Consider the following 25,497-nt stretch of genomic DNA (forward strand, 5'->3'; position numbering starts at 1 on the left):
GTTGTCCGGTAAGTGCGTGCCTATGCACGCAACTTTGTCCGTGTTACCTTGCGGCATGAACGCCAGCCTCTTCTGCTCCTGTCACCGCCTGCGTCGCGCCGGCCGCGCCGTCACTCGGCTTTATGAACACGCGCTCGCGGACAGCGGCCTGACGCCGCAGCAATTCGCCGTGCTGGCGAGCCTTGCCTATGACGGGGCGCGAACCGCGTCGGAACTGACCGAGCGGGTCGGGGCGGAGCGCAGCACGCTGACCCGGGCGATCGACCGGCTTCAGGCGGCCGGGCTTGTCGAGACCGGCCCGGCCGAAGATCGCCGCGAGCGCCGCGTCGCGCTGACCGGTTCTGGCCGCGAGCGACTTGCGCAAGGTGTCGCAGGCTGGCGCCGGGCGGAGGGCACCATGCGCCATGCCATGGGGCCCGAACGGGTGGCGCTGCTCTGGGAACTGCTGTCGGAGGCCGAGGCGGCGACGACGCAATACGATCCGGACAAGGCTCGCGGGGTGCGCCAGGCCAAGGTCGCGGCGTTGCAGGGGGATGCCGGGGGCGGAGCCGACGGGGAGGCCGCGGCCGCAAGCGAAACTACCGCCCGCCGACTCTGAGGCCGAGGGCCGGGCGTTCCTTCAGCACCTCGTGGCGGAAGCGGAACAGCGCAGCCGGTCGGCCACCGGTCTGGGTGGAGGTTTCGCCGGTCGGTTCGACCAGGTCGCCCTTTTCAACCAGGCGGCGAAAGTTCTGCTTGTGCAGATGCCGGCCGGAGATCGCCTCGACGCAGCGCTGCAGGTCGGTCAGCGTGAAAATATGCGGCATCAGCTCGAAGACGAGCGGCCGGTATTTCAGCTTCGTGCGCAACCGCGAGATGGCGGTGGCCAGGATGCGCCGGTGGTCGTAGAGCATCGGCTGGCCGAGGCCGGGCAGGTCGCCGCGCTTCAGGGCGGCCGGGCGGCCGTCGCGGCGCGCTTCCTCCAGAAGGCCGGCCTCGTAGAGAAGCTCGTAACGGTCAAGGACCCGCTCCTCGTTCCACATCCCGTCCTGGATGTTGAACGCCTGATGCACCTGCTCGCCGCGCGAGCGTGCCCGGGGCGGGCTGTCGCGCGGTATCGGCGCGGAGGTCCAGGCTTCCAGCGCCGGCAGGATTTCCTGCTGCACCACGGCCGGCATGCCGGACCGCCAGTCTTCCCAGGGAAAGAAACTGTACCATGATCGCCATTGGGCGTTCTGCAGCGTCAGGGCCTCGTCCGAGCGCAATGTCTGCCGTGCAAGGGCCAGATAGCCGACGGAGACCACGTGCGGGCCCGCGTCCGAATGAATGTGGTGACGGCCGCGATCGCCGAATGTGTAGAGCTGCTCGACATAACCGAGCTTCAGCGCGGTCTGCTCCTCCACCCATTCGCGCAGGCCGATCTCGAACGTGCGGTGGCGTGTCGGGTCGAACGGGCCGAAGGGCAGCGACTGGGCCGGGTTCTCCGGCTTCGCGGCAATGGTCAGGACCTGCGGCTGGGGATCCGCAACGGAGACGATGACGGCGTTGAGGCCGATCTCGATCATGGGCGATCCGTGGCGGCGGCGATATCGAGCGTGAAGGGCGTTCCCTCGAAGGCGTCGGCCCCCCGGCCGATCGCCTTCACCGCCGCCGTCATGCGACCCTCGCGCCCGAGCAGCGTGTCGGCCAAGGCCACCAGGCGGGCATTCGGCGTCGCCGATGGCGAGGCCGTGCGCAGGGCCTTTGCCAGCGTGACCTCGCTGGCATGCGGGGAGAGCGCGCAGGCGCTGATATAGGCGGCGGCCGTGGACCGGCTGATGCCGGCGAAGCAATGGATCACCATTGGTTGCGCCCGGTCCCAGCTGCCGACGAAGTCGAGAAGCTGGCGCACATGTATCTCGCCCGGCGGGGTCAGGCCCTCGGCCGGTGCGGTGATGTCGTTGAAGGCGAGAAAAAGATGATCGTCGGCGGCAATGCTCTGGGGGCGGCGCACCTCGGTTCCCGCGCTGATCAGGGTCACAAGGCGACGGGCGCCGGTGCGCTCGACGGTTTCCGACAGACGCGCCAGCGAACACACGGTAATCATTGCCCCTCCTGCGATTTGACCGGTGCCGCAGCTTCCGGATCCGTTCCGGGGCGCGACTCGTCCTTGTCCTTATCTAGGGCAGCAGGCAGCGCCTGTCACCGCGCTGGTGAGCAGGCGCGCCGCGCCGCTTCGATTTCCTCGAAACGCTTCAGGAAAAGCAGTTGTGCCTTCGCCGCCGGCAGTGCGGTCAACCCGAGCCTTGGGGACTGTCCGCTGGCGGGGATGAAACCGCTGGGCTGGCCGAAGATCCGCGCGGCTTCCTCGTCGTCGAAACCGGCCAGTTCCACCGCCTCGAAATAGGCCGCGACGGTGTCCGCCTTCTTGGTCAGCACGCGGGTCTTTTCGGGAATGATCGCGGGCAGGGCGAAGCGGAGATGGATCGCTGCCTGGAGGCGCGCCTCGATCTCCTTGTAGTTGCCGCCCATCACCGCCTTGAACGGTGAGATCATGTCGCCGATCACATATTCCGGCGCATCATGCAGCAGCACGCAAAGGCGCTCGTCGGCAGACAGGCCCGGTTGCAGCCGCCGCGCCAGCTTTTCCACCAGCAGCGAGTGCTCGGCGACGGAAAAGGCGTGGTCGCCGACGGTCTGGCCGTTCCAGCGCGCCACCCGGGCCAGTCCGTGGGCGATGTCCTCGATCTCGACATCGAGCGGGGAGGGATCGAGCAGGTCGAGGCGCCGGCCCGACAGCATGCGCTGCCAGGCGCGCGGTTCGCCCGCCGTTCTTTTCGGCGCGCGGCTCATGGGAGCGGCGCCCTCACGCGTCGTCCTCGCCGCTGCCCGTTTGCTGCGGCCAGGTGAAGCGCGCGAACTCCGGCAGGACGAAGGCCAGGGCAATGCCGTCCGCGGTGACGTCGGCGCCCCGCGCGAGCGCGCCGGCAACGCGGTCCAGCCGTACCATCGCAAGGCCCTGGTTGCCGGCGACGCTGCCCAGCGTTCCGGCTGGCTTGCCATCGGCAAGGATATCCGTCCCGCTTCGGGGCAAGGAGGTCTCGGCGCTTGCCTTGACGATACGGCGCCGGGCGGTGCCGCGATGCTGCATCCGGCTGACGACCTCCTGGCCGACGAAGCACCCCTTGTCGAAGGCAACGCCGTTGAGGTCGTCCATGTCCGCGTCGTGCGGGAAACTGTCACCGGGGGTGAAGTCGAACGGGGCTTCCGGCAGGCCGAATGCCACACGCCGCGCGTGATAGGCGGAGGCGGAAGCTTCGGGAAAACCGTCGAGCCCGCCGGCCGGTTCGATGGTTTGGCAGGTGCCCTGCCCGGCGGCGGGGACGTAGACGCGCCAGCCGAAGCCTGCAAGGCGCGGATCGGCCATGGCAATACTGTTCACCGCCTCCGGCTTGCCGCCCCATGCGGCAAGCACGGTCCGTTCGCCCGAGACGTCCTCGATCTCCACCTTGGCGCGCAGCCGGTAGAAACCGAGCCGTTTTGCAAGGTCGGCGATCTGATCCCGGTTGGCTTCGATCAGGTAGCCGTCCCCGTGGCCGACGATCAGGAAATCGAACAGGATCTTGCCCTGTGGCGTCAACAGCGCGCCATAGCCGCCGGTCTTGGCATCGACCTTGTCGAGGTCGCAGGTCAGGAGGTTCTGCAGGAAGTCATGCGCATCCGGCCCGCCGACACGGACAAGGCCGCGCCAGTCGAGCCTCGCGGCGGCCCGTGTCGCGCCCTGCGTGGCCGCGGAATTCTCGCTGATGCCGGTCATGTTCATTTCTGTCCTCGAGACAAGTGGCGGCGCGTGCGCGGCGCGACTCGCCATCGTTCCGCCCCGCTCATGGCGACATAGGCCGGATCTTACGGGTCAACAAGGTTCCGGCAAGGCCCTGACCGAAGGTGATGGCCCTGTCGGCCGGTTCCATGCCGGCGCCGCCACGGCTCGCGGGGACGGCGATCGGCAGCCCGGACGAATGAGGGGAACGGTCCTTTGCGGAAATGATGATGAGCCGAAAATTCGACACGCTTTGTTACGAGTTGCACATTAGCATGTGATGTCTTCGATCCGCTCCGCCGGTCGCTCCGGCCCAGCGCTTTCAGGTCGTTCCGCCATGTGCCGTCTGGCTGCCTATCTCGGTGCCGAAATTCCGCTGGAAAACATCATCGCCCGCCCGCGCCACTCCCTGCTCGTGCAGAGCCAGGATGCGCAGGAGGCGAAACTGCGCGTCAATGGCGACGGCTTCGGCATCGCCTGGTATGGCCACCTGCCCGAGCCGGGCCTGTTCAAGGACGTGCTGCCGGCCTGGGCCGACACCAACCTTCCGAGTGTGTGCCGTCTGGTGCGCTCCCGGCTCTTCCTTGCCCATGTGCGGGCGGCGACGACAGGCGCTGCCTCTCGCGACAATTGCCACCCGTTCGCCCACGGGCGCTGGGCCTTCATGCATAATGGCTGCATCGGCAATTTTGCCGCCCTGCGCCGCGACATGGAAGCCTGCATTGCCGACGAGTTCTATGCCACGCGGCGGGGTACGACCGATTCGGAGCTCTTCTTCCTGCTGCTGCTGAGCAACGGTCTCGAGACGGATCCCAAGGCGGCGCTCGACGCGACACTCGCCCGGCTGCTCGAGATCGCCGGACGGCGCGGCACGCGCGGCGAACCGATCCGCCTGACCTGCGCCTTCAGCGATGGCGAGCGCATCTTCGCCTTCCGTTTCGCCGATGACGGCCGCGCGCCCTCGCTATACCTGTCGGATTGCCTCGATCACGGCGGCCGGGCCTTCGCTTCCGAGCCGCTGGAAGGCCCTTGCGCGCGCTGGCGTGTCGTGGAGCCGGATATCCTGTACGAACTGGGCAATGACGGCGTTGCCGTTCATGCGATCAATCCGTCCCACGGCGCGGGGGACCTGGAACGCCCGGTGCGTTCGATGTCGTCCTGAGCGGGAAACTTCCGCAACGAGCTGCCCTGAAGCGAGGTCATGATGCTGGACGCCACCCTTGCCCGCGACATTCTGGGCGCGGTCGATGAAGGCTTCGAGGACCAGATCGCCTTCACCGAGGCCCTGATCCGCTTTCCCTCGCTGCGCGGGGCGGAAAAGCCGGCACAGGATTTCATCGCCGGCGAGCTGGAACGGCGCGGCTATGCGGTCGACAGCTTCACCATCGACATCGACAGGATCCACGACCATCCGGGCTTCTCGCCAGTGGTTGGCGTCGACTACGCGCAGGCCGTCAATGTGGTCGCAACGCACCGTCCGCGCCGCGAAACCGGGCGCTCGCTGATCCTCAACGGACACATGGACGTGGTGCCGGAAGGGCCACACGAGATGTGGGAAATCTCGCCGCCCTTCGTGCCCAGGCGTGTCGGCGACTGGCTATACGGGCGCGGCGGCGGCGACATGAAGGCCGGCATTGCCGCAAATCTCTTTGCCCTCGACGCGCTGCGCCGTCTTGGCTACCAGCCGGCGGCCCGTGTGCATTTCCAGAGTGTCGTCGAGGAGGAATGCACCGGCAACGGCGCGCTCGCCTGCCTCGTCGAGGGTTACACGGCCGATGCCGCGATCATCCCAGAGCCCGTCGACGAACGCCTGGTGCGCGCCAATGTCGGCGTGCTCTGGTTCGACGTCGATGTCGCCGGCCATCCCGTGCACGTGCGCGAGGCCGGTTCCGGCGCCAATGCCATCGAGGCGGGCTATCGGGTCATCGCTGCACTGAAGGATCTGGCCGAGGCCTGGAACGCGGAGAAGGACGCTCATCCGCAGTTTGCCGGTGTCCATCATCCGATCAACTTCAACGTCGGCAAGATCGAGGGCGGCGACTGGGCCTCGTCCGTGCCGGCCTGGTGCCGGCTGTCCTGCCGCATTGCCATCTATCCGGGCGACGATCCCGCCGCTCGGGCGCGCGAGATCGAGGCGCATCTGGCGAACGTTCTGGCCGATGACGCCTTTCTCGGCAACCGGCCGCCGAAAGTCACCTGGAACGGCTTCTTCGCCCGCGGCTATGTGCTGGAAGAGGGAAGCGAGGCGGAGGCGGCCCTTGCCCGAGCGCACGGGCTCGCCGCCGGCAGCGCGCTTTCGAGCTTCGTTTCGCCGGCCTATCTCGATGCGCGGGTCTTCGTCATCTATGCCGGCATGCCCTGCCTCGTCTACGGGCCTCTCTCGGAGAGCGTGCATGGTTTCGACGAGCGCGTCAGCCTTGCCTCGATCCGGCGGGTGACCGGCGCCGTCGCGCTGTTCATCGCCGAATGGTGCGGACTGGAGCCGGTGGCTGGGCCGGGCGACTGAGCGAACGTTGACGGGAAACGCGGAAGGCCCCGCATCCGGCGATGCAGGGCCTTGCATGTGTGCGGGGAAGGATGTGGGCCGACCGTGTCTGCTGGCGCGGTTGCGCCTGCGTCAGGCAGGGCTTGGCAGCGAACCGCGTGAGCCGCCAAGGGCCGCGGAGATGCTGGCGATGCGGGCGCTTGCCGGGATCGGCCGGATCGTGAACAGGCGGGGAATACGGCTCTGGCCGGCATCGTTCGCCAGCGCCATCAGCGACTCGATCTGCTCGCCGACGCGGCGATGGGTTTCGGTCTCGATGCGGATCCGCCGCCAGACGTGGCGCTGGATGACCAGGTCCATGCAGGCCTTGATGTCGCCGATGAGGAATTCCAGGTCGAGCGTCGGCAGGCCGAGATAAGCCCTCAACTCGTCGAAGATGCTTCTCAGCACCGCCGCATAGGCAAGGTCCTCGGACGCCGGCCGCAACTCGTTGATGTCGAGGCACTGGATCTGTGCCTCCTCGCGGGCTGTCTCGATGAAGGCGGCCAGCTGCGTGCTGGTCAGTTTCGCGGAGCCGTCTTCCAGCGACAGTTGCTTCATCAGGAGCGAAGCCTCGAAGATGTCGAGAATCCGGCGCGACAGCAGATGCACCAGCTCGCGCAACGCACGCTCCTGCGCCGGGTTGCATTCGATGAAGTTCATTTCGACGATGTCGAAAAGTCCGGCCTCGAAGGTCTCGCTGATGTTGCGGAAGCAGGGATGGTGCTGGAGCAGGCGGTTCACCACCGGCAGGGCGTCGGCCTCGACAGGACAATCCGACATGCGGATCTCGGTGATGTCGGTGAAGAGGTTCGGGCTCTTGCGCTCCACGCCATTCTGCGGTTTGAACACGGCAATCTCCTTCGCCGGCCCGTTGTCCGGGCGACGTTTCTGGTCGTCTTGTCTTTTGGGTTTTCGGCCGGGAAAGCCGTCTTGGTTAAAAGATTCCGAATCGTGATCTGAGTCGCAATCGGGAAATGACCGCGCGAAGCAAGGATATTTTGCATTCGCAAGAGGTTTTGTGTGGACAATGGCGAATCGGTTGCAGTCTCCAACCGCACCCTTTGTGATCGCCATCACGGCAATTTGAGTCAAACACGCCCAAATCTTGTCGAAACTAACGTCGGATTCACGGTTTTGCGGTTAGATGCAGTCGCGCCGTAGAAATCCAAGGGTGAAGGTTGGGCGGATGATCGAGACTTTGAAGACCATGGGTGGCATGTCGAAGGGCGTTTTTGCCGGACAGGTGACGGCTGTTGCCGTCGCGGCCCTGCTGGCGCTGGGCACGCTGCCGGCGAGCGCGCGGGACGGCAAGGCGATGACGCCTGTCGCCGGTGGCGTTGCGGGCATCGGCGGTCAGGATGCCCTGTCCGAAGCGCCGCTGCAGATCCTCGTTTCGCTGTCCGACCAGCAGTTGGAGGTTTATCGCGGCACGCGTCTCGTGGAAACCACGAGGATCTCGTCGGGCAAGGCCGGCTACGGCACGCCCACGGGCGTCTTCAGCATTCTGGAAAAGCGCCGGCGACATTTTTCCAACATCTACGACAACGCGCCGATGCCCTATATGCAGCGGCTGACATGGTCCGGTATCGCCCTGCATGAGGGGCGCGTGCCGAACTATCCGGCCTCGCATGGCTGTGTCCGCCTGCCGCGCGGCTTCGCCAAGGAACTCTTCGCCATGACGGGACGGGGCGGTCACGTCATCGTCACGCGCGAGAAGACCCGCCCGAGCGAAATCGTTCACGCCTCCCTGCCGGCCCTGCGCCTGCCCGAAACGACGGTGGCGAGCCTCGACGTCGGCCTGCGCCCCGCGCTTCCCGGGCCCGTCGAGGACAGCGCGTCCGACACGGTCGGGGCGATCGGCATGCCCGAGGCGACACTGGAATTGCCGCGCGAGCCGCTGCGCATCCTCGTCACCCGGACAAGCCCGCAGGAGCGCTTGCGCGACCTGCAGCGCGTGCTCGACCGGCTCGGCTACGAACCCGGCCCGGTGGACGGCGTGATCGGCCGCAAGACGCGAGCCGCGATCCGCCTGTTCCAGGAGGGGGCCGAGCTTCCCGTCACCGGCGAGCCGACGGACGTCGTTCTCAAGGCTCTCTATGCCGAGGCCGGCGAAGCGGGCCCGGCGACCGGCCGGCTTTACGTTCGGCGCAAGTTCAGGGAAGTGTTCTCCGCCAATGTGGTGCTGAAGGATCCGGATGCGCCGCTCGGCACCCATCTCTTCACCGTTATCGGCGGTGTCGGGCAGGGCGAGACGGCGCGCTGGATGGGCGTTGTCGCGGATGCGGCCGAAAGCGTCACCCCGGCCAGCGTGCTCGACCGCTTCGAATGGAGCGACGATGCCCGTGCCTTCGTCGAGGCAAACCTTGCGCTCGGTTCCTCGCTGATGGTCACCGACCGTCCGTTCCGCCTGCATTCGGGACTGGGCACCGATTTCGTGGTGATGACCCGCCAGTAGGGGGCGAGGGGCCGGCTCGTCTCTCCGGTTCTGACCCTAACTGTCCTCGCCGACCGTGACGTCGACGCGGTCGGCATAGAAGGCGACATGCCCGGCGATCTCGGCGACCTCATCATAGGGTGTCTCGTAGCTCCACCCGGCGTTCTCCACCTCGCTGTCGGGGGCATCGACATTCCAGTAGGTCGCCTCGCCCTTGAACGGGCAGCGTGTCGAGTGGGCGGAGCGTACCAGCCAGTCCGTGCGGATGTCAGCCTTGGGCAGGTAGTGGACCGGCGGATAGCCGCTCTCGCGCACGATCACGCTGTTGCGGCTCTCCGCCAGGGGGATGCCGTTGATGCTGACGCGGATGCGTTCATCGGACCGGTGCAGAGTGATCTTGTGGTCCGGATGACGTGCGAAGCCCGGGGCCGGATTGGCCATGATATCGTCTCCCGATCAGTCGCCTGCGACGAAGTAGTGCAGCGTTCCGTCCGGACCTATGCCAACCCGGTAGAACGTCCAGGCACCGGTCGTCTCCATTTCGGCAAGATCGCCTGAGGTGACGATGCGATACATCTCCACCTTCTGCTCGTTGCTCAGCCGTGCGAGCGGCATGCGCGCGAAATAGGGCCAGATGTACATTTCCTGCGCGGTGCCCTTGTCGGCATGAACATAGCCGGTTTCCAGCAGCTCCGTCAGGATCGCGAGGATTTCCAGCCCTTCCGGGTCGCCGGAAGCCGATTTCAGATACTCGATCGGGTCGGTCATCTCGCCGAAGGTCAGGGTCGGCATCATCTCGTTGCCCTCAAGCACCATGCGCAGCCGCTCCAGGTCGCCGGCATGGGCGGCTTCGAGCAACTGGGCACGGGTGCGGGCGACCGCCTTGGGCAGGTCCGCGTCCCCGTAGAACACTTCGGGCAAGTGGACAGGCTGCGCGCCATAGGCGCCGGAGGCCGCCGTGCCCGGTTCGGCAAAAGGCTCTTGGGGCGCCAGGTCTTCGGCCGGGATTTTCTGCGTTTCGACGGCCTCCTCGGTCGGCTGGACCTGGATCCGTTCGGTCTGAACGCTCGCGGCGCCGGCAGGCAGGGCGCAGGTGGCGGCAAGCAGGCCGAGGGCGACGGCAAGGGAGCGGACCGGTAGCATGGCAATCCTTTCGGGTCCCGGTTCAGGCTGATGCGTGGACCCTATACCACGCCGCGGCGCGTTGAAATCACAGGATCGCGAGACGCGCTCCCGGTCGGAACGGGCAAAAAATCAGCTTGTACGGTTGAGCTTGCGCAAGGCGGTCGCTAGGGATGGGCGGCAGGGAGCGCCCGCGTGGAGGCGCGGGAACAGACGACGGGGACGAACGTCTTTGCAGGAACCGTTCTTCTTCCTGGTAGGTCTGGGGGTCGGGCTGGCGACCAGCGCGCCGGTCGGGCCGATCAACATTGCCGCCATACAGCGGGCCTTGCGGTCGGGCTTTCTTGCCGGGTTCTGCGCCGGCCTCGGCGCGGTGCTCGCAGACGGCCTCTACGCGAGCTTCGCCGCCTTTGGCGTGACCGCCGTGTCGGATTTCGTCGACGAGAACAGTGCCATCATCCAGACGGTCGGCGGGTTGCTGGTCATCGTCTTCGGGATCCGCATCCTGTTGAGCCGGCCGCACTTGGAAAATGACGAGGAACCGTCGCCGAGTCTGGTGTCGGGGATCGCCACGGGATTCGTCATGACAGTGACGAATCCCGGTGTCGTGCTGGGCTTCCTGGCAATCTTCGGAAGTCTGGGAAAATGGGCGCCGGACCCGGGTGATTATGTAGGGGCGGCGATGCTCGTCGCCGGCGTCCTGACCGGCGCGCTCTCCTGGTGGGTGATGCTTTCGGCGCTGGTCTCGCGGCTGCGCCTGCGGATGAACGACACCTGGCTGTTGTGGATCAACCGGGGCGCGGGGGCCGCACTGATCGCCTTCGGCGTCGCCATATTCCTGCACCAATACGTGCTCGGATAGAGCTGCCCGCAACCGTCATCCGTCTTTTCGACGGGCAGTGCCCTGAGGGCGTCGAGGGTCCGGCAGGTTCCCTTGCTCGGCAATGAAGCCATTCGGCCGCACCGCCCCGGCTGGTTCAGTGCATCGGCTTGAAGATCGTGTAATCGCCGCGCCGCACCCGCTCCGGCAGCCCTTCGGCGAGCTGGGCAACGGCCTCCTCGCCAAACGAGGCAACGAGATCGGCAAACGCGGTGAACAGGGCCGCATGGGCAACGGCGGCCGAATCGATGCCGTCGGCGACGGCTTCCGCGAAGGCATCATCGATATAGCCGAGCGCCATCCGGCGGATATCCTGGTCGGTGACCGGACCTTCGTCGAACTCGAGATCGGTGTTCTCTGTGTCTTGCATGGTTGACCCGCCTGTGCCTGCCGGAAGCTGGATTCCGGTATGTGCTTTGACGGCTACTGTGCGTGAGTCGGGCGCGAACCGTAAAGAAAAGCTTAAAATCTTCGCTAAATTCCCGCAGTTATGGTTAACGCGGCGAAAGTATCCGCTCAACGATTGTAGCGGGTGGTGACGTTGCGGATCAAAGCGCCGCCCTCGTCGATATAGCGGGCCAGCGCTTCTTGCGCCGCCGGTGTGCATCGCCGGTAAACCGATGAAAAACCTCGATATCCCTGGTTGAAACGTTCGATGAACCGCCGCTCGCGTTCGTCGTCCTGCACTTCCGCATCGAGCAGGGACTGCATCTGGTCGCGCCACAGGCTGCCGTCGGACGACCCGCACAAGGGACGCAGGTAGTGCAGGGCGCCGAGGATCTCGGAGAGCCGCATCAGGTTCGTCTCATAGGGAGGGTCTTCCACCCGTGCGGCGTCCTGGGCCGGCGATTGCCCCGACATCAGCAAGGCAACGGCAAGCGCCGCGCAACACAGGAGAGGCGCGAGGCGGAAAGAAGCGGGGAAGGGGGCTCGGAAGCGCGGCGTCATGCCCGGCAAGATGCGTCGGCGCGACAGGTTGCGCAAGCCATTGTGGCGAGCGCCGGACGTGCTGCCGGCAGTGATTGGTCGCGCGTCATCTTTCCCGGACCGCCGCGAGACGCAGGATCCGCGCCGCGGTTCCCGGCGTCATCGTCAGTCCGTCCAGTTCGGCAAGCCCGACAAAGGCGGCGGCCTCCGCGTCATCGCCCGCAACAGGGAGGCCGCCGCCCGCTGTTCCCCTGAACACGGCGATGACGAAGTGGTGGCCGCCGTTCTCCGCCTCGGGCGGGCCGATCGCCTCGACCAGTTCCACCGGCCGGGACTCGATCTGTGCGGCAAGGCCGGTTTCCTCGGCCAGTTCGCGCCGGGCCGCCTCGTGCAGGCTCTCGCCAAACTCGACGGATCCGCCCGGCAGGCTCCAGTGGCCGCGAAAGGGCTGCTTGCCGCGCCGGACCAGCAGAACGCGATCCTTGTCGAGGATCAGCACGCTGACGCCAAGGCGCGGATGAGGGAGGGCGGATGCGTCGTTCATGGTCGGCGAGAATGCCACGCCGGGTGAGCGGGGCAAGCGGCTTGTCGCGACCCTGGCGGGAGCAGGCCGGTCAGGCGAAGAGCGCGTCGATCTCGGCCTGCGAATCGGTTTCGACGGTTTCCGCAGGGTCAAGGTGGCCGTGGATGATGCCGCTTGCCGTGGCGATCAGGGGTTTGATCTCGTCCGCCGTCTCGCGCGCGATCGCATCGGCGAGCGGAGCGATATCCGCTGCGTCGCGCAGCCGGCCCTGTTTCTCGCAGACCGCCGTGTTGAGCGTCGCGACCACGTCGCGCAACGCGCGCCGAACGGCGGCGGGAGCGGCATGGAACGCCTCGATCGCGAGGTTCTTCTCGGCGAAATTGGAAGCCTCGAAATGCTGCTCGTAGCTCAGCGGCTGCCACTCCAGCACCTCCTCGGCGCATTCGGGCATGGCCGGAAGCATCTCGAGCATCATGACCACTTCATTGAAATGGTTCAGATAATCGGTGGCGAGACCGGTGTGCGGATTGATATTGGCGGCGACAAGCCTGTCAGCCGACAAATCTCCCTCGCCCAAGATCATTTCCGCCAAGCTCATGTGCCGCCTTTCCGGACAGTTCATGGCGAATCTATCGTCATCGGGTTTCAATTTGCCTAATTCATGGAATGCGATACCAACGGGCAGGAGCAATCCCGGGGACACAAGGAGAGCGGCCATGTGCGGACGTTTCGCGCTCAAGCAGAGTCCGGCCGAGGTCAGCGCGCTGTTCGGATATCGCGGCGATGCGCCAGGTGCGGATTTTCCGCCACGCTACAACATCGCGCCGACACAGCCGATTGCGACCGTGCGCCTTTCCCATGGCGAGCGTCGCTTTGCGCTCGTGCGCTGGGGGCTCGTTCCCGGATGGGTCAAGGATCCGGCAGCCTTCTCGCTGCTGATCAATGCGCGTGCGGAGACGGCGGCGGACAAACCGTCCTTCCGTGCGGCCGTGCGCCATCGTCGCTGCCTCGTGCCGGCCTCCGGCTATTATGAGTGGCACCGCCCGGAAACGGGCGAGAAGACGCCCTATTACATTCGCCCGCGCGACGGCGGCATCGTCGCCTTCGCCGGTCTCTGGGAGGAATGGTGCGATCCCGATGGCGGCGAGATCGAGACCGGGGCCCTTCTCACCGTCCCGGCAAACGCTGCGCTCGCACCGATCCACCACCGCATGCCGGTCGTTGTCGCGCCCGAGGACTTCGATACCTGGCTCGATGTCGGAGGTACTCCGCTGAAGGAGGCGCTGGCGCTGCTGCGCCCTGCCGCCGGTGACCTGTTCGAGGCGGTGCCGGTTTCCGGACGGGTCAACTCGGCGCGTGAGGACGACCCGGCACTGACGACGCCGGTGGCCGCAACGGTACCATGCGCGCCCGCCGAGACGGACACGCAGGCCCCGGCGGACAGGACGAGCCGGGCAACACGCCGGGCCACCGGCAGCGCCAGGCCAGACACGGGCCAGCTCGATCTTTTCTAAACCTGGCAGCTAGGGTCAGGACCCGTTAAATTGACGAAGATGGCGTTTGATATGACAAGAGATGCTAGGAAAAGCTCGAAGAGCGGGGTCGGTGCCCCGGTCGAGAGCTTTGACGCGGCAGATCGCCGGCAGATCGAACGTCCTTCGGATCGGGCGAATTTGCACGGGTGTCAGCGTCGCAAGCCCTTGAAAGGCCTCAGCCTTCCTTCGGGCTTGCTCCTTGCCTCCGCACAAATTCGCTCCGACCATATCCGCCAATTTAATGGGCCCTGACCCTAGAGCACGCGTCCCGGATTGAGCGTGTTGTTCGGGTCGAAGGCAGCCTTGATACGGCGCATCAACTCAAGCTCCACCGGGCTCTTGACCTCGGCGAGCAGTTCGCGCTTCAGCCGGCCGATGCCGTGTTCGGCCGAGATGGAGCCTCCGAATTTCAGCACGATCCCGTGGACGAGCGCGTTCATCTCGTCCCAGCCGGCCAGGAAGGCAGCCTTGTCGGCGCCTATCGGCTGGCTGACATTGAAATGGATGTTGCCGTCGCCCATGTGGCCGAAGGGCACTGGCCTGCAGCCGGGCACCAGCGCCTCGACGGCGGCGATCGCCTCCTCGAGAAAGGCTGGAACGCTTGCGACAGGCACGGAAACGTCGTGCTTGATCGATCCGCCTTCCTCGCGCTGCACTTCCGACATGCCGTGGCGCAGGTGCCAGAAAGCGGCCGACTGCGCCACCGATTCGGCAAGCGCTGCATCTTCCACCAGGCCCGCCTCGTAGGCCTCGCCGAGGATGGTTTCCATCAGTGTCCGCGTCGGGGTCTCGCTGCCGTCCTCTTCCGTGCCCGAGGACAGTTCCATCAGGACATACCAGGGGGAGGGGGCCTGCAGCGGATCGCGCGCGCCGGCCAGGTGACGGACCGAGAATTCAAGCCCGACACGCGGCATCAGCTCGAAGCCCGTGAGCATCGCGCCGGCGCGGGCCCGCGCCCGGGAAAACAGCGCCAGCGCGTCCCGCGGCGAAGCGATTCCCGCAAAGGCGACGTCCTGGGCACGCGGTCGGGGGAAAAGCTTGAGGACAGCGGCCGTGACGATGCCGAGCGTGCCTTCCGAACCGATAAATAATTGTTTCAGATCGTAACCGGTATTGTCTTTCCGCAGCCCTCTCAGCCCCTCCACGATGCGTCCGTCCGGCAGCACCACTTCCAGTCCGAGAACCAGGTCGCGGGTGTTGCCATAGGCGAGCACGGCAGTGCCTCCGGCATTGGTGGCGATGTTGCCGCCGATCTGGCAGGAGCCCTGGGAGCCAAGCGTGAGGGGGAAGAAGCGGTCGGCTTCCGCGGCTGCGTCATGGATTGCCTGCAACGTGCAGCCGGCTTCGACGGTCATCGAAAAGCCCTCCGCATCGATCTCGCGGATGCGGTTCAAACGGCCCAGGCTGAGGACGATTTCCGTAGCGGAATCATCGGGTATCTGCCCACCAACGAGACCCGTATTGCCCCCTTGCGGAACGATCTTCAGGCCGCTCGCGTCGGCATGGGAGAGGATCGCGGCGACCTCGTCCCGGCTGCCGGGCCGCAGCACGACCGGGGTCTTGCCGACATAAAGGTCGCGCCACTCGCGCAGGTAGGGCGCGGTGTCTGAAGCTGCGACAAGCGCGTTGCGGGCGCCGACGATGTCGACGAGGGGGGCGAGGAGTGCGGTGTCGGGCATGGCGGCGGGACCGGCGTCTGGCATGTGAGGGAGGAAAATTCGACGGTCACGCATATCACATTTTCCCCGTCGGTCGATCCGTGCGGGAGACCTGTCAGTGGCTTGAAGCGGCTAGGGGGCTGTGCCATACGAACCCGTCCCGGCCGGCGGTTATGGTTCGGGCGCGGATACGCGGGTCGGGTTCGGCCGAAATCATCCGCGATTTTTGGCGTGCAGGAGACATAGCATGGCGATGACACAGGGACTGATGGCTGGAAAGCGCGGGCTTATCTTGGGCGTCGCGAACAATCGGTCCATCGCTTGGGGGATCGCCAAGGCGCTCGCCGACGCGGGTGCGGAAATCGCACTGACTTATCAGGGAGATGCCTTGCGCAAGCGGGTCGAGCCCCTGGCGGCGGACCTTGGTGCCACGGTCGCCGGTCATTGCGACGTGATGGACGAAGCCTCCATCGACGCGGTGTTCGACAATCTCGCCAGGACCTGGGGCAAGATCGACTTTCTCGTCCATGCGGTGGCGTTTTCCGACAAGGACGAACTGACCGGGCGCTATGTCGACACGTCCCCGGAGAACTTCCGCAACACGATGCAGATCTCCTGCTATTCGTTCACTTCCGTCGCGCAGCGCGCCGAAAAGCTGATGACCGATGGCGGCTCTATGCTGACGCTCACCTACTACGGCGCCGAGAAGGTGATGCCGCATTACAATGTGATGGGCGTGGCCAAGGCGGCGCTCGAGGCAAGCGTGCGCTACCTCGCCGCTGATCTCGGCAAGAAGCGCATCCGGGTCAACGCGATCTCCGCCGGGCCGATCAAGACGCTTGCGGCATCCGGCATCGGCGATTTCCGCTATATCCTCAAGTGGAACGAGTACAATGCGCCCCTGCGCCGTACCGTAACCATCGAGGAAGTGGGCGACGCCGCCATGTTCCTGCTGTCCGACCTCGGACGCGGCATCACCGGCGAGATTCAGCATGTCGACAGCGGCTACCATATCGTCGGCATGAAGGCCGTCGACGCGCCGGACATCACCACCGTGGTCAAGGACTGATCCGACCGCGACTTTTCCAGTTCTCGAATCCTGTGGCCCGGGTGGAGTGCTTCCGCGCGGGCCTTGGATCGTCTGTTTGATGGAGGTTCGATGAGCAGCGCCGATACGGGCATTGCGCGTCTTGTCCCCCCGTTCATGGTCTTCATCCGTCACGGCCAGACCGACTGGAACGCGGAAGGACGCATGCAGGGGCGGCGGGATATCCCGCTCAACGATACCGGTCGCATCCAGGCACGCCGCAACGGCGCGGCCCTGCGCGACTACTTCGCCGACAAGGGCATCGACAAGAACGAGCTTTCCTATTTCGTCTCCCCCCTGTCGCGGGCGGTCGAGACGATGGAACTGATTTGCGATGAGCTCGGCGTCGAAGCGGATCTCTGCCAGCGTGACGAACGGTTGCTGGAGATCACGTTCGGAGCCTGGGAAGGTTACACGATCCCCGAGCTTGCCGAGCGCACGCCGGAACTGGCTGCGGCGCGCAAGGCCGACAAATGGGGTTTCGTGCCACCCGAAGGGGAGAGCTACCGGATGCTGTCGAGCCGCATCGATGCGTGGCTCGCAACCCTGACGCGCCCGTCCGTGGTCATCTCGCATGGCGGCGTCATGCGTGTCCTGCAGGGGCGCCTGCGATCGCTTCCGAACCAGGATATCCCCGGCTTGGACATCCCGCAGGACCGCATGCTGGTATGGACCGGCAGCGAGGTCGACTGGGTTTGAGGCCGCGACCGGGATCGCAAGCGGACGGCATTGCCGCCGCTGCGCCGGCCGGGAGAGCTTCGTTCAGTTGAGGATCTGGACGTCGGTGAGCGTCTTGGCGCTGCCGCCCTCGTCGAAGAAGACCAGCACGCGCATGCCTGACTTCAGGTCGTCGACGAAAAAGTCGACCGGAATCTCGTAGCTGGTGCCGTCCGACAGGACGAGCTTGCCGGTGTCCGGCTGGATCTCGACGATCGTTGCCTCGACTTCGCCGGCCCAGGCGACGCCTGCCGTCATCATGCACAGCGCCAGGGTTGCCAGCGTCTTTGAAAGGATGCGCTTCATTCTCGTCTCCGTGGACCCGCCCGCTTGGCGATCGGGCAGGATCGAACAAAACCTGCGCGTCGGCGTCAAGAGGTTGAGGCGTCATGGCGCGGGCAGGATATGCTGTCACTAACGTGTGTTCGACACGACTTTGCGCAACCATCCCCACGTTAAGGCCGTATAGGCTCTTGAGGGCTGCGGCCGGCGCGTGGATCGTCAAGGTCGAACGGGGGACGTTGGTACGGGTCAAGGATGGCGTTTCGATGGCGGAAGTGACCGAGGGAACCGAGGGCTTTTACGAAGGCCTGCCGGTCTTCAGCGATTTCGGACGGGTCAGTGAGGCGGATGCCTTCGCGCCGTTGCCGGACGACTGGACGCTGCTGGTCGCGGACATCGTGCGCTCGCGCGACGCGGTCGCGGCAGGACAGTACAAGACCGTCAACATGGTCGCAGCGGCTGTCGTCACGGCGGTGCTGAACGCGGCAGGACGCGCCGATCTTCCCTTCGTCTTCGGCGGCGACGGGGCGATGGCCGCCGTGCCGCCATCGCTTTCCCGGGCGTCGTCGGAGGCCCTCGTCCGCGTTCGGGTCATGGCGCGGGAGACTACCGGGCTCGACCTGCGCGTTGCCGCGATCCCTGTGCGCGATCTCAGGCGGCTGGGTGCCGACCTGCGTGTCGCGAAGTTCGAACTGAGCCTCGGCAACAACCTCGCCATGTTCTCCGGCGGCGGCATCGAACTGGCCGACACGATCCTCAAGGACGAAACCCGCGTCGCCCCCTATCGCCTCACGGAGAGCAGCGCCGCCGGTCCGGCGCCGCTCGACGGGCTCTCCTGCCGCTGGGAGGCGCTGCCGGCCGAGCGCGGCCGCATGGTGACCTTGATCCTGCGTCCGGCGAGCGGCCGCGTGGAGGATCTGAAGCAACTGCTTTTCGACCTGCGCTCGCTGCTCGGTATCGACCTTGCCGCCTCCGATCCCGCCAGCGCGCCGGTTCGCCGAAGCTCGCTGAAGTTCCGGTTTCCTCCTTCGGGCCTGGCACTGGAGGCCCGCATGCTGGGCTGGCGAAGCGGTACCTGGCGAGCTTACCTGGGCGGGTTCCTCGCCTCGCTCGCCTTCGTTTTCGGAGTTCTCACGGGGCGGCGGCTCGGTCCGTTCGAACCGCGCAAGTATCTGCGCGAGGTCTCCTTGAACACCGATTTCCGCAAGTTCGATGACACGTTGCGCCTGGTTCTCGATCTTGACGCTCGCGAGACGACAGCGCTCTCCGACTATCTTGCCCGTGGCGAGGCGGAGGGGCGGCTTGTCTACGGCATGCATGTCTCTCATTCCGCGTTGATGACGTGCCTCGTCTTCAGCATCGAGCAGAGCCGGCACATTCACTTCATCGACGGGGCAGGGGGAGGCTTCGCGCGCGCTGCGGTCGACTTCAAGGCGCGTCTTGCGGCGATGGAGCCGCCGGCGGTGGCGGACTGAAGACCTTCGGGGCTCTTTTTACGGTTTCCCTGCGGCGCAGGCCGAACTAGAAGACCTGTGCAAGACTGCATTCGCGAACCCCCGCCCGGACAAAGCCGATGTCGCACAACACCTTTGGTCACCTTTTTCGCGTCACGACCTGGGGCGAGAGCCACGGCCCCGGGCTTGGCTGCGTCATCGATGGCTGCCCGCCGCTGATCGAGATCTCCGAAGCCGAGATCCAGGCGTTCCTCGACAAGCGCAAGCCGGGCCAGTCGCGGTTCACCACCCAGCGCCGCGAGGCCGATACGGTGCGGATCCTGTCCGGCGTCATGAGCGATGACGAGGGCGTGCTGCGCACCACCGGGACCCCGATCTCGCTGATGATCGAGAATACCGACCAGCGCTCCAAGGACTATGGCGAGATCCGCGAGAGCTACCGGCCCGGCCACGCGGATTTCACCTATGACGCCAAATACGGCATTCGCGACTATCGCGGCGGCGGGCGTTCGTCGGCCCGCGAGACGGCCGCGCGTGTCGCCGCCGGCGCCATCGCCCGCAAGGTGCTCCCAGGCCTCGTCCTGCGTGGCGCGCTGGTCCAGATCGGCCCGCACAAGGTTGACCGGTCGCGCTGGGACTGGAGCGAGATCGGCAACAACCCCTTCTTCTGCCCGGACGCGACCACTGCGGCGCGCTGGTCCGATTATCTGGACCAGATCCGCAAGGACGGGTCGTCGGTTGGCGCCGTCGTCGAGATCGTCGCCGAGGGAGTTCCTGCCGGTCTCGGCGCGCCGATCTACGGCAAGCTTGACCAGGACATCGCGAGCGGCCTGATGTCGATCAACGCGGTCAAGGGCGTTGAGATCGGCAACGGGTTCGAGGCGGCGACATTGACCGGCGAGGAAAATGCCGACGAGATGCGCATCGGTGCGGACGGCAGGCCACTGTTCCTGACCAACAATGCCGGCGGCGTGCTCGGCGGCATCTCTTCCGGCGAACCGGTGGTCGCGCGCTTCGCGGTCAAGCCGACATCCTCCATCCTCACCCCGCGCAAGTCGGTGACCCGCTCGGGCGAGGAGGTCGATGTGCGCACCAAGGGCCGCCACGATCCTTGCGTCGGCATTCGCGCGGTGCCGGTTGGCGAGGCCATGGTCGCCTGCATCCTCGCGGATCACTATCTGCGCCATCGCGGCCAGGTCGGGTGATTTTCAGTATTACTGAATTTTGAAATATTTTTCGTTGTCACTGAATTTTCTGTTGGCTAGAATGCCGGCATGCGTCTGGATGCTTGGCTCTCGATCAACAAGGAAACCCGCTCGGCCTTTGCCCGGCGCGCCGGCCTGTCGCCGGCGGCGGTGACTGCCTTGTGCAACGATCCTGGCGTCTGGGTGTCGCGCGACAGCGCGGAACGGATCGCGGCGGCCACTGGCGGCGCCGTGACCCCGAATGACCTTCTCGGCTTGAAAGGATCCAAGGAATTGGACATGTCCCAGACCCGTGTCGCGGAGGCGATCCGCGCATTCGAACGCGGCGAGATGCTCGTCGTTACCGATGATGACGATCGTGAGAACGAGGGCGATCTGGTTGTCGCCGCTTCGCTGATCACGCCCGAACAGATGGCGTTCATGGTCCGCCACACCTCCGGCATCGTCTGCGCGCCGATGACGCGCGATGCGGCGCGGCGGCTGCGGCTCGACCCGATGGTCGCCGACAATGACGCGCCGCTCTCCACGGCCTTCACCATTTCCGTCGACTATCGCCACGGCCTGACCACGGGTATTTCCGCCGAGGAGCGTTGCTCCACCGTGCGCGGGCTTGCCAATCCGAATGCCGGTGCGGCCGATTTCGCCCGCCCGGGTCACATCTTCCCGCTTGTCGCCCGCGAGGGCGGGGTGCTGATGCGCTCCGGCCATACCGAGGCGGCGGTCGATCTCTGCCGTCTTGCGGGCCAGCCGGAAGTCGGTGTGATTTCCGAGCTCGTCAACGATGACGGCACCGTCAAGCGCGGCGACCAGGTGGTGGCGTTCGCGGCCGAGCACGGGCTGAAGGTGGTGTCCGTCGCCGACCTCATCTCGTGGCGGCAGCGCATGGAGCGGCTGGTGGAGCGGGTGGCCGAGCAGCCTGTCGACACCATTGCCGGTCCCGCATACGCGGTTACCTATTCGACGCCCTATGACCCGATGCATCATGTCGCCGTCGTCTATGGCGACATTCTCGACGGTCGCAACGTGCCGGTTCGCCTGCAGCTGGAATCGGTGCTCGATGACGTTTTCGGCGACACGCGGGTGATGGACGATGTCATGCGCGATTTCGCCGCGCGCGGCCGCGGGGTGGTCGTTTATCTCCGGGAAGGCTCCGTCGGCGTGGCGCGCCAGGCGCGGCGCGCGCGCACCGACCTGATGGCGGCCGAGGACGAGGAGCACCAGTCGGCGCAGGCCCGCGAGGAGCAATGGCGCGAGGTCGGGCTCGGCGCGCAGATCCTCAAGGATCTCGGCGTCAATTCGATCACGCTCCTGGCCTCGCGCCAGCGTCACTATGTCGGCCTGGAAGGCTTTGGCATCGTCATCGAGGGCACGGAGATCCGGGAGGGATAATCCCGCGTCTGCCGCCGCTGTCCGGCCTTGTGGGCCGGACACATTCGGGCCGGCGAGTGAGCCGGCAAAAAAAGAGGCCGTGCGCAGGCACGGCCTCAAGTCGATCACTGTGCACGTGGCCCCATCGACCACAACCTCTGTTTAGTAGGTTTTGCTCTTGTGTCCATCACCCTCAGGGGTGAGGTTGACGGAGATTTTCCCGGAATATCATCACTTTCGACAGGGCTTGAATTACTTAAGGTTGCATGACGATAACGGCAAGGCTATCGCGTGCAGCCGTGATGATGCCGATTCCCGAGCGGGCGCCGCCGACCGTTGCGGTCGCACGACCGGCACCTGCAAGCAGCGTATTTGCGCACTATATGGTCATGGTGGTATTGAGCGCCTTGGCGAGATCCGCGCAAGCGGTGCCGAAACCAAGCGACGAACCTCTGGGACCGCCCTCGTGTACAAACGCCCCGACACCCCGCTTCTGGACACCGTGGTAACCCCGCACGACTTGCGGCGGCTGCCGGAGCGCGACCTGCGCCAGTTCGCCGATGAACTGCGGGCGGAGGTGATCGACGCCGTCTCGGTGACCGGTGGCCATCTGGGGGCGGGCCTTGGCGTCGTCGAGCTGACCACGGCGCTCCATTATGTCTTCGACACGCCGGACGACCGGCTGATCTGGGACGTCGGCCATCAGTGTTACCCGCACAAGATCCTGACCGGCCGGCGCGACCGCATCCGCACCCTGCGCCAGGGCGGCGGGCTGTCCGGCTTCACCAAGCGCTCGGAGAGCGAATACGACCCCTTCGGCGCGGCCCATTCCTCGACCTCGATTTCCGCCGGCCTCGGCATGGCCGTGGCGCGCGACCTTGAGGGGCGCAAGAACAACATCATCGCCGTCATCGGCGACGGAGCCATGTCCGCCGGCATGGCCTACGAGGCGATGAACAATGCCGGCGCGCTTCATTCCCGGTTGATCGTCATCCTCAACGACAACGACATGTCGATTGCCCCGCCGGTGGGGGCGATGAGCGCCTACCTTGCGCGCCTTGTCTCCGGCCGTGCCTACATGACCCTGCGCGATGCGGCCAAGCAGCTCGCCAAGGCGCTGCCGCGCCAGCTCAAGGAAAAGGCTGCGCGGGCGGAGGAATACGCCCGCGGCTTCTGGACCGGGGGCACGCTGTTCGAGGAACTCGGCTTCTATTATGTCGGACCGGTCGATGGCCACAATCTCGATCATCTCCTGCCGGTGCTGAAGAATGTCCGCGACACCCACCAGGGACCGGTGCTGATCCATGTCGTCACCCGCAAGGGCAAGGGCTACGAACCGGCGGAAAATTCCGCTGACAAGTATCACGGCGTCGCCAAGTTCGATGTCGTCACCGGCAAGCAGTCGAAGCCCAAGGCGAACGCGCCGAGCTATACCCGCGTCTTTGCCGAGAGCCTGATCGAGGAGGCCCGCCACGACGAACGCATTGTCGGCATCACGGCGGCGATGCCCGACGGCACCGGACTTGATCTCTTCGGCGAGGCCTATCCCGCCCGTACCTTCGATGTCGGCATTGCCGAGCAGCACGCCGTCACCTTCGCCGCCGGCATGGCGAGCGAGGGCTACAAGCCGTTCTGCGCCATCTACTCGACCTTCCTGCAGCGCGCCTATGACCAGGTGGTGCACGACGTCGCGATCCAGGGCCTGCCGGTGCGTTTTCCCATCGACCGCGCCGGCCTTGTCGGCGCCGATGGCCCCACCCATGCCGGCAGCTTCGACACGGCCTATCTCGCCTGCCTGCCCGGCTTCGTGGTGATGGCGGCCGGCGACGAGGCGGAGCTGAGGCACATGGTGGCAACGGCTGCGGCCTATGACGAGGGACCGATTTCCTTCCGCTATCCGCGCGGCGAGGGTGTCGGCATCGAGCTGCCGCAGCGCGGCCAGATGCTGGAGATCGGCCGCGGCCGTGTGCTGCGCGAGGGCAGCAAGGTGGCGCTGCTCTCCTTCGGCGGCCGACTGGCGCAATGCCTGCTCGCGGCCGACGAGCTCGATGCGGCGGGTCTTTCGACCACCGTCGCCGATGCCCGCTTCGCCAAGCCGCTCGACGAGGACCTGCTCGTTCGGCTTGCCCGCGAGCACGAGGTTCTGGTGATCGTGGAGGAAGGCTCGGCCGGCGGCTTTGCCTCCCACGTCCTGCACCGGCTGGCCGAACGCGGTCTGCTCGACGCGGGACTGAAGGTGCGGCCCGTTTGCCTGCCGGACCGCTATCTCGATCACGACAAGCCGGAGCGCATGCATGCCGAGGCCGGGCTGGACGTGAAGGGCATCATGGCGACGGTGTTTTCCGCTCTCGGCAAGGACGCGGCCGCCGCAGCACGCCTCGCCTGAGGAGGCGTCGCGAGAGCTATGCGCATGGGTCGGGACGCCATGCGTAGCATCGTCATTGACAGTCTCTCGCGAATGTTGAAACGGTCGCCCTGATGCACCGGGCGACGGCTTTCAGTCGCCGTCGCTGCTTGTCATTGCACGGGATCGACCGTGCGCACCTGCGAGCCAGATCAGGAAAGAGCGCGACCATGGCGCAGACGCTGGCCCCGGTATCGGCCCTTCTCATCGCCATCGCCCTGCTCGTCACCGGGCACGGCCTGCAAAGCACCCTGCTGCCGCTGGCCGGCTCGCAGGCGGGCTTTTCCGATCTTGCGGTCGGCCTGGTGTCATCGAGCTATTTCTTCGGACTGGTGCTGGGCTGCCTTGGCGCGCCCTATGTGATCATGCGTGCCGGTCACATCCGCGCCTTTGCCGCGCTGGTGTCGCTGATGTCGGCTGCCGCGATCTTCCATCCCCTGATGGTCGACCCGCTCGCCTGGAGCCTGATTCGCATCGTCTCCGGCTTCTGCCTCGCCGGTTTTTACATGATCGTCGAAAGCTGGCTCAACGAACAGGCTTCCAACGAGAACCGCGGCACGATCATGTCGATCTACATCGTGCTGGTCTATGCCGCGATGACCGCCGGCCAGATATCGCTGACGGCGACCGACATCTCCACATTCGTACCCTTCGCCATCGCTTCCGTGGCCGTTAGCCTGGCGGTCATCCCTGTGTCGCTGACCACCGCCAACCAGCCGGCGCCGATCACGGTGGTGCGCTTCCGTCCGGTCAAGCTCTATCGCAATTCGCCGACGGCGCTTGTCGCGGTGCTGCTGATCGGCGTGACGCAGGGTGGGCTGTGGATGCTGGCACCGCTTTATGCGATCCAGATCGGCCTTTCCACCAACAACGCGGCCTATTTCGCCGCGGCGGTCGTCGGCGCGGGAGCGATCTCGCAATGGCCCATCGGCCGCCTGTCCGACCGGTTCGACCGCCGTCTCATCCTGCTCGGCCTTGCGGTGAGTGCGGTGTTCGTCAGCATCGTCTTCATGACGGTTCCCATCGGCGGTGTCGGCGTGGCGCTCATGCTCGCCCTGCTCGTCGGCGTCGCGACGCAGCCCGCCTATGCAATCGCCGCCTCGCATGCCTTCGACCATGCCGACCGGGACGACTATGTCGAGACCTCCTCGGGCATGAACCTGGCCTTCGGCATCGGCTCGTCCGTGGGGCCGCTGACGGCCTCCTACCTGATGCAGTCGGTTGGTCCCTGGGGATTGTTCTTGCAGGTCGCCATCATCCAGGCTGTCATGTGTGTTTACATCTTCACCCGTCTGTTCCAGCGCGCCGCGCTGTCGGTGGAAGACAAGACCGATTTCGACTATGCCGCCTCCGCCCAGGTCGGCACCGTGCTGTCGCCGGAACCGCTCGACCTGGAGGATCCCTATGTCATCTCGCCGGAGGAATTCCCGGCCTATGACTATGAACGGGATGCCGAGACCGGTCAGGATGACGGCGCGGTCATGGAGGAACACTTCTCCCTTGGCCCCGAAAGCGGCGAGGACGACGGTGCATCGGAACCCGGGCCCGATGACCGAGACGCGGTCATGCCCTCCCGCTGAGCGGCAAGCGGCAGGC

At 65.9% G+C, this 25,497-nt stretch carries 26 protein-coding genes; 13 read left to right on the top strand and 13 right to left on the bottom strand.

Annotated elements, in window-relative coordinates:
- The first annotated feature begins 55 nt into the window (after positions 1-55).
- Entirely contained in the window at positions 56-598 is a 543-nt protein-coding gene (locus RBB46_RS01950) for a MarR family winged helix-turn-helix transcriptional regulator (RefSeq protein ID WP_306027154.1), read from the top strand.
- On the opposite strand, the gene RBB46_RS01955 is transcribed toward RBB46_RS01950, so the two are convergent.
- From RBB46_RS01955 to RBB46_RS01970, 4 genes are all read right to left on the bottom strand, one after another.
- Positions 579-1,544 carry an NAD regulator gene (locus RBB46_RS01955; protein ID WP_306027155.1) on the bottom strand — a complete coding sequence of 322 codons (966 nt, stop codon included), beginning with the start codon at positions 1,542-1,544 and terminating at the stop codon, positions 579-581. The genes RBB46_RS01950 and RBB46_RS01955 overlap by 20 nt on opposite strands.
- Positions 1,541-2,065 carry a tyrosine phosphatase family protein gene (locus RBB46_RS01960; protein WP_306027156.1) on the bottom strand — a complete coding sequence of 175 codons (525 nt, stop codon included), beginning with the start codon at positions 2,063-2,065 and terminating at the stop codon, positions 1,541-1,543. Before RBB46_RS01960 ends, RBB46_RS01955 begins: the two co-directional genes overlap by 4 nt.
- Positions 2,066-2,160: 95 nt before the next feature.
- Positions 2,161-2,811, bottom strand: a complete 651-nt coding sequence (locus RBB46_RS01965) for an HD family hydrolase (protein WP_306027157.1) — start codon at positions 2,809-2,811, stop codon at positions 2,161-2,163.
- A gap of 13 nt (positions 2,812-2,824) precedes the next feature.
- Positions 2,825-3,775 carry a folate-binding protein YgfZ gene (locus RBB46_RS01970; protein WP_306027158.1) on the bottom strand — a complete coding sequence of 317 codons (951 nt, stop codon included), beginning with the start codon at positions 3,773-3,775 and terminating at the stop codon, positions 2,825-2,827.
- Between the two features lie 340 nt (positions 3,776-4,115).
- Here RBB46_RS01970 and RBB46_RS01975 point away from each other — a divergent pair, with 340 nt between their 5' ends.
- On the top strand, positions 4,116-4,940 hold the full coding sequence (locus tag RBB46_RS01975; protein WP_306027159.1) for a class II glutamine amidotransferase: 825 nt from the start codon (positions 4,116-4,118) through the stop codon (positions 4,938-4,940).
- 39 nt (positions 4,941-4,979) lie between these two features.
- Positions 4,980-6,284: an ArgE/DapE family deacylase gene (locus RBB46_RS01980; protein WP_306027160.1), complete on the top strand. Its 1,305-nt coding sequence runs from the start codon at positions 4,980-4,982 to the stop codon at positions 6,282-6,284.
- Between the two features lie 111 nt (positions 6,285-6,395).
- Here the strand turns inward: RBB46_RS01980 and RBB46_RS01985 are convergent, their stop codons facing one another.
- Entirely contained in the window at positions 6,396-7,154 is a 759-nt protein-coding gene (locus tag RBB46_RS01985) for a hypothetical protein (protein ID WP_306027161.1), read from the bottom strand.
- A gap of 337 nt (positions 7,155-7,491) precedes the next feature.
- Between RBB46_RS01985 and RBB46_RS01990 the strand changes: the two genes are divergently transcribed.
- On the top strand, positions 7,492-8,760 hold the full coding sequence (locus RBB46_RS01990; protein ID WP_306027162.1) for a L,D-transpeptidase family protein: 1,269 nt from the start codon (positions 7,492-7,494) through the stop codon (positions 8,758-8,760).
- 36 nt (positions 8,761-8,796) lie between these two features.
- On the opposite strand, the gene RBB46_RS01995 is transcribed toward RBB46_RS01990, so the two are convergent.
- Positions 8,797-9,180 (bottom strand): DUF427 domain-containing protein, encoded by a 384-nt coding sequence (locus RBB46_RS01995; RefSeq protein WP_306027163.1) that lies wholly within the window; start codon positions 9,178-9,180, stop codon positions 8,797-8,799.
- A gap of 15 nt (positions 9,181-9,195) precedes the next feature.
- Positions 9,196-9,882: a hypothetical protein gene (locus RBB46_RS02000; protein ID WP_306027164.1), complete on the bottom strand. Its 687-nt coding sequence runs from the start codon at positions 9,880-9,882 to the stop codon at positions 9,196-9,198.
- Positions 9,883-10,093: 211 nt separating this feature from the next.
- Between RBB46_RS02000 and RBB46_RS02005 the strand changes: the two genes are divergently transcribed.
- On the top strand, positions 10,094-10,723 hold the full coding sequence (locus tag RBB46_RS02005; protein WP_306027165.1) for a LysE family translocator: 630 nt from the start codon (positions 10,094-10,096) through the stop codon (positions 10,721-10,723).
- A gap of 115 nt (positions 10,724-10,838) precedes the next feature.
- Here RBB46_RS02005 and RBB46_RS02010 read toward each other — a convergent pair whose 3' ends face one another.
- The 4 genes from RBB46_RS02010 to RBB46_RS02025 all read right to left on the bottom strand — a co-directional run bounded on the left by RBB46_RS02010 (position 10,839) and on the right by RBB46_RS02025 (position 12,909).
- Positions 10,839-11,111, bottom strand: a complete 273-nt coding sequence (locus tag RBB46_RS02010; RefSeq protein WP_306027166.1) for a hypothetical protein — start codon at positions 11,109-11,111, stop codon at positions 10,839-10,841.
- 146 nt (positions 11,112-11,257) lie between these two features.
- The gene (locus RBB46_RS02015) at positions 11,258-11,689 is read right to left on the bottom strand and encodes a TIGR02301 family protein (protein WP_336623125.1); all 432 of its coding nucleotides are present in this window, start codon (positions 11,687-11,689) and stop codon (positions 11,258-11,260) included.
- Positions 11,690-11,774: 85 nt separating this feature from the next.
- Entirely contained in the window at positions 11,775-12,212 is a 438-nt protein-coding gene (locus RBB46_RS02020; protein ID WP_306027167.1) for an NUDIX hydrolase, read from the bottom strand.
- Between the two features lie 70 nt (positions 12,213-12,282).
- Positions 12,283-12,909 (bottom strand): hypothetical protein, encoded by a 627-nt coding sequence (locus tag RBB46_RS02025; RefSeq protein WP_306027168.1) that lies wholly within the window; start codon positions 12,907-12,909, stop codon positions 12,283-12,285.
- On the opposite strand from RBB46_RS02025, the gene RBB46_RS02030 reads away from it, so the two are divergent.
- On the top strand, positions 12,908-13,705 hold the full coding sequence (locus RBB46_RS02030; RefSeq protein ID WP_306027169.1) for an SOS response-associated peptidase: 798 nt from the start codon (positions 12,908-12,910) through the stop codon (positions 13,703-13,705). The two genes, RBB46_RS02025 and RBB46_RS02030, sit on opposite strands and share 2 nt — an antisense overlap.
- 275 nt (positions 13,706-13,980) lie before the next feature.
- On the opposite strand, the gene RBB46_RS02035 is transcribed toward RBB46_RS02030, so the two are convergent.
- On the bottom strand, positions 13,981-15,405 hold the full coding sequence (locus RBB46_RS02035) for an FAD-binding oxidoreductase (protein ID WP_306027170.1): 1,425 nt from the start codon (positions 15,403-15,405) through the stop codon (positions 13,981-13,983).
- 226 nt (positions 15,406-15,631) lie between these two features.
- On the opposite strand from RBB46_RS02035, the gene fabI reads away from it, so the two are divergent.
- Both fabI and RBB46_RS02045 read left to right on the top strand, forming a co-directional pair.
- The gene (gene fabI, locus RBB46_RS02040; RefSeq protein WP_306027172.1) at positions 15,632-16,453 is read left to right on the top strand and encodes an enoyl-ACP reductase FabI; all 822 of its coding nucleotides are present in this window, start codon (positions 15,632-15,634) and stop codon (positions 16,451-16,453) included.
- Positions 16,454-16,543: 90 nt separating this feature from the next.
- Entirely contained in the window at positions 16,544-17,170 is a 627-nt protein-coding gene (locus tag RBB46_RS02045; RefSeq protein ID WP_306027173.1) for a histidine phosphatase family protein, read from the top strand.
- Between the two features lie 63 nt (positions 17,171-17,233).
- On the opposite strand, the gene RBB46_RS02050 is transcribed toward RBB46_RS02045, so the two are convergent.
- Positions 17,234-17,494, bottom strand: coding sequence for a DUF1344 domain-containing protein (locus RBB46_RS02050; protein ID WP_306027174.1), 261 nt, complete (start codon positions 17,492-17,494; stop codon positions 17,234-17,236).
- Between the two features lie 242 nt (positions 17,495-17,736).
- On the opposite strand from RBB46_RS02050, the gene RBB46_RS02055 reads away from it, so the two are divergent.
- From RBB46_RS02055 to RBB46_RS02075, 5 genes are all read left to right on the top strand, one after another.
- Complete coding sequence (locus RBB46_RS02055) at positions 17,737-18,945, top strand: DUF3095 family protein (protein WP_306027175.1); 1,209 nt, start codon at positions 17,737-17,739, stop codon at positions 18,943-18,945.
- 98 nt (positions 18,946-19,043) lie between these two features.
- A complete protein-coding gene (aroC, locus tag RBB46_RS02060; RefSeq protein ID WP_306027176.1) occupies positions 19,044-20,129 on the top strand; it encodes a chorismate synthase in 1,086 nt (361 codons plus the stop codon).
- 69 nt (positions 20,130-20,198) lie between these two features.
- Complete coding sequence (gene ribB / locus RBB46_RS02065) at positions 20,199-21,518, top strand: 3,4-dihydroxy-2-butanone-4-phosphate synthase (RefSeq protein ID WP_306027177.1); 1,320 nt, start codon at positions 20,199-20,201, stop codon at positions 21,516-21,518.
- Between the two features lie 445 nt (positions 21,519-21,963).
- Positions 21,964-23,883: a 1-deoxy-D-xylulose-5-phosphate synthase gene (gene dxs / locus RBB46_RS02070; protein ID WP_306027178.1), complete on the top strand. Its 1,920-nt coding sequence runs from the start codon at positions 21,964-21,966 to the stop codon at positions 23,881-23,883.
- A 188-nt stretch (positions 23,884-24,071) separates the two neighbouring features.
- Positions 24,072-25,481 (top strand): MFS transporter, encoded by a 1,410-nt coding sequence (locus RBB46_RS02075; RefSeq protein ID WP_306027179.1) that lies wholly within the window; start codon positions 24,072-24,074, stop codon positions 25,479-25,481.
- Positions 25,482-25,497 lie beyond the last annotated feature (16 nt).

It is taken from the genome of Stappia sp. MMSF_3263 (genome assembly GCF_030733745.1).
GTDB lineage: Bacteria > Pseudomonadota > Alphaproteobacteria > Rhizobiales > Stappiaceae > Stappia.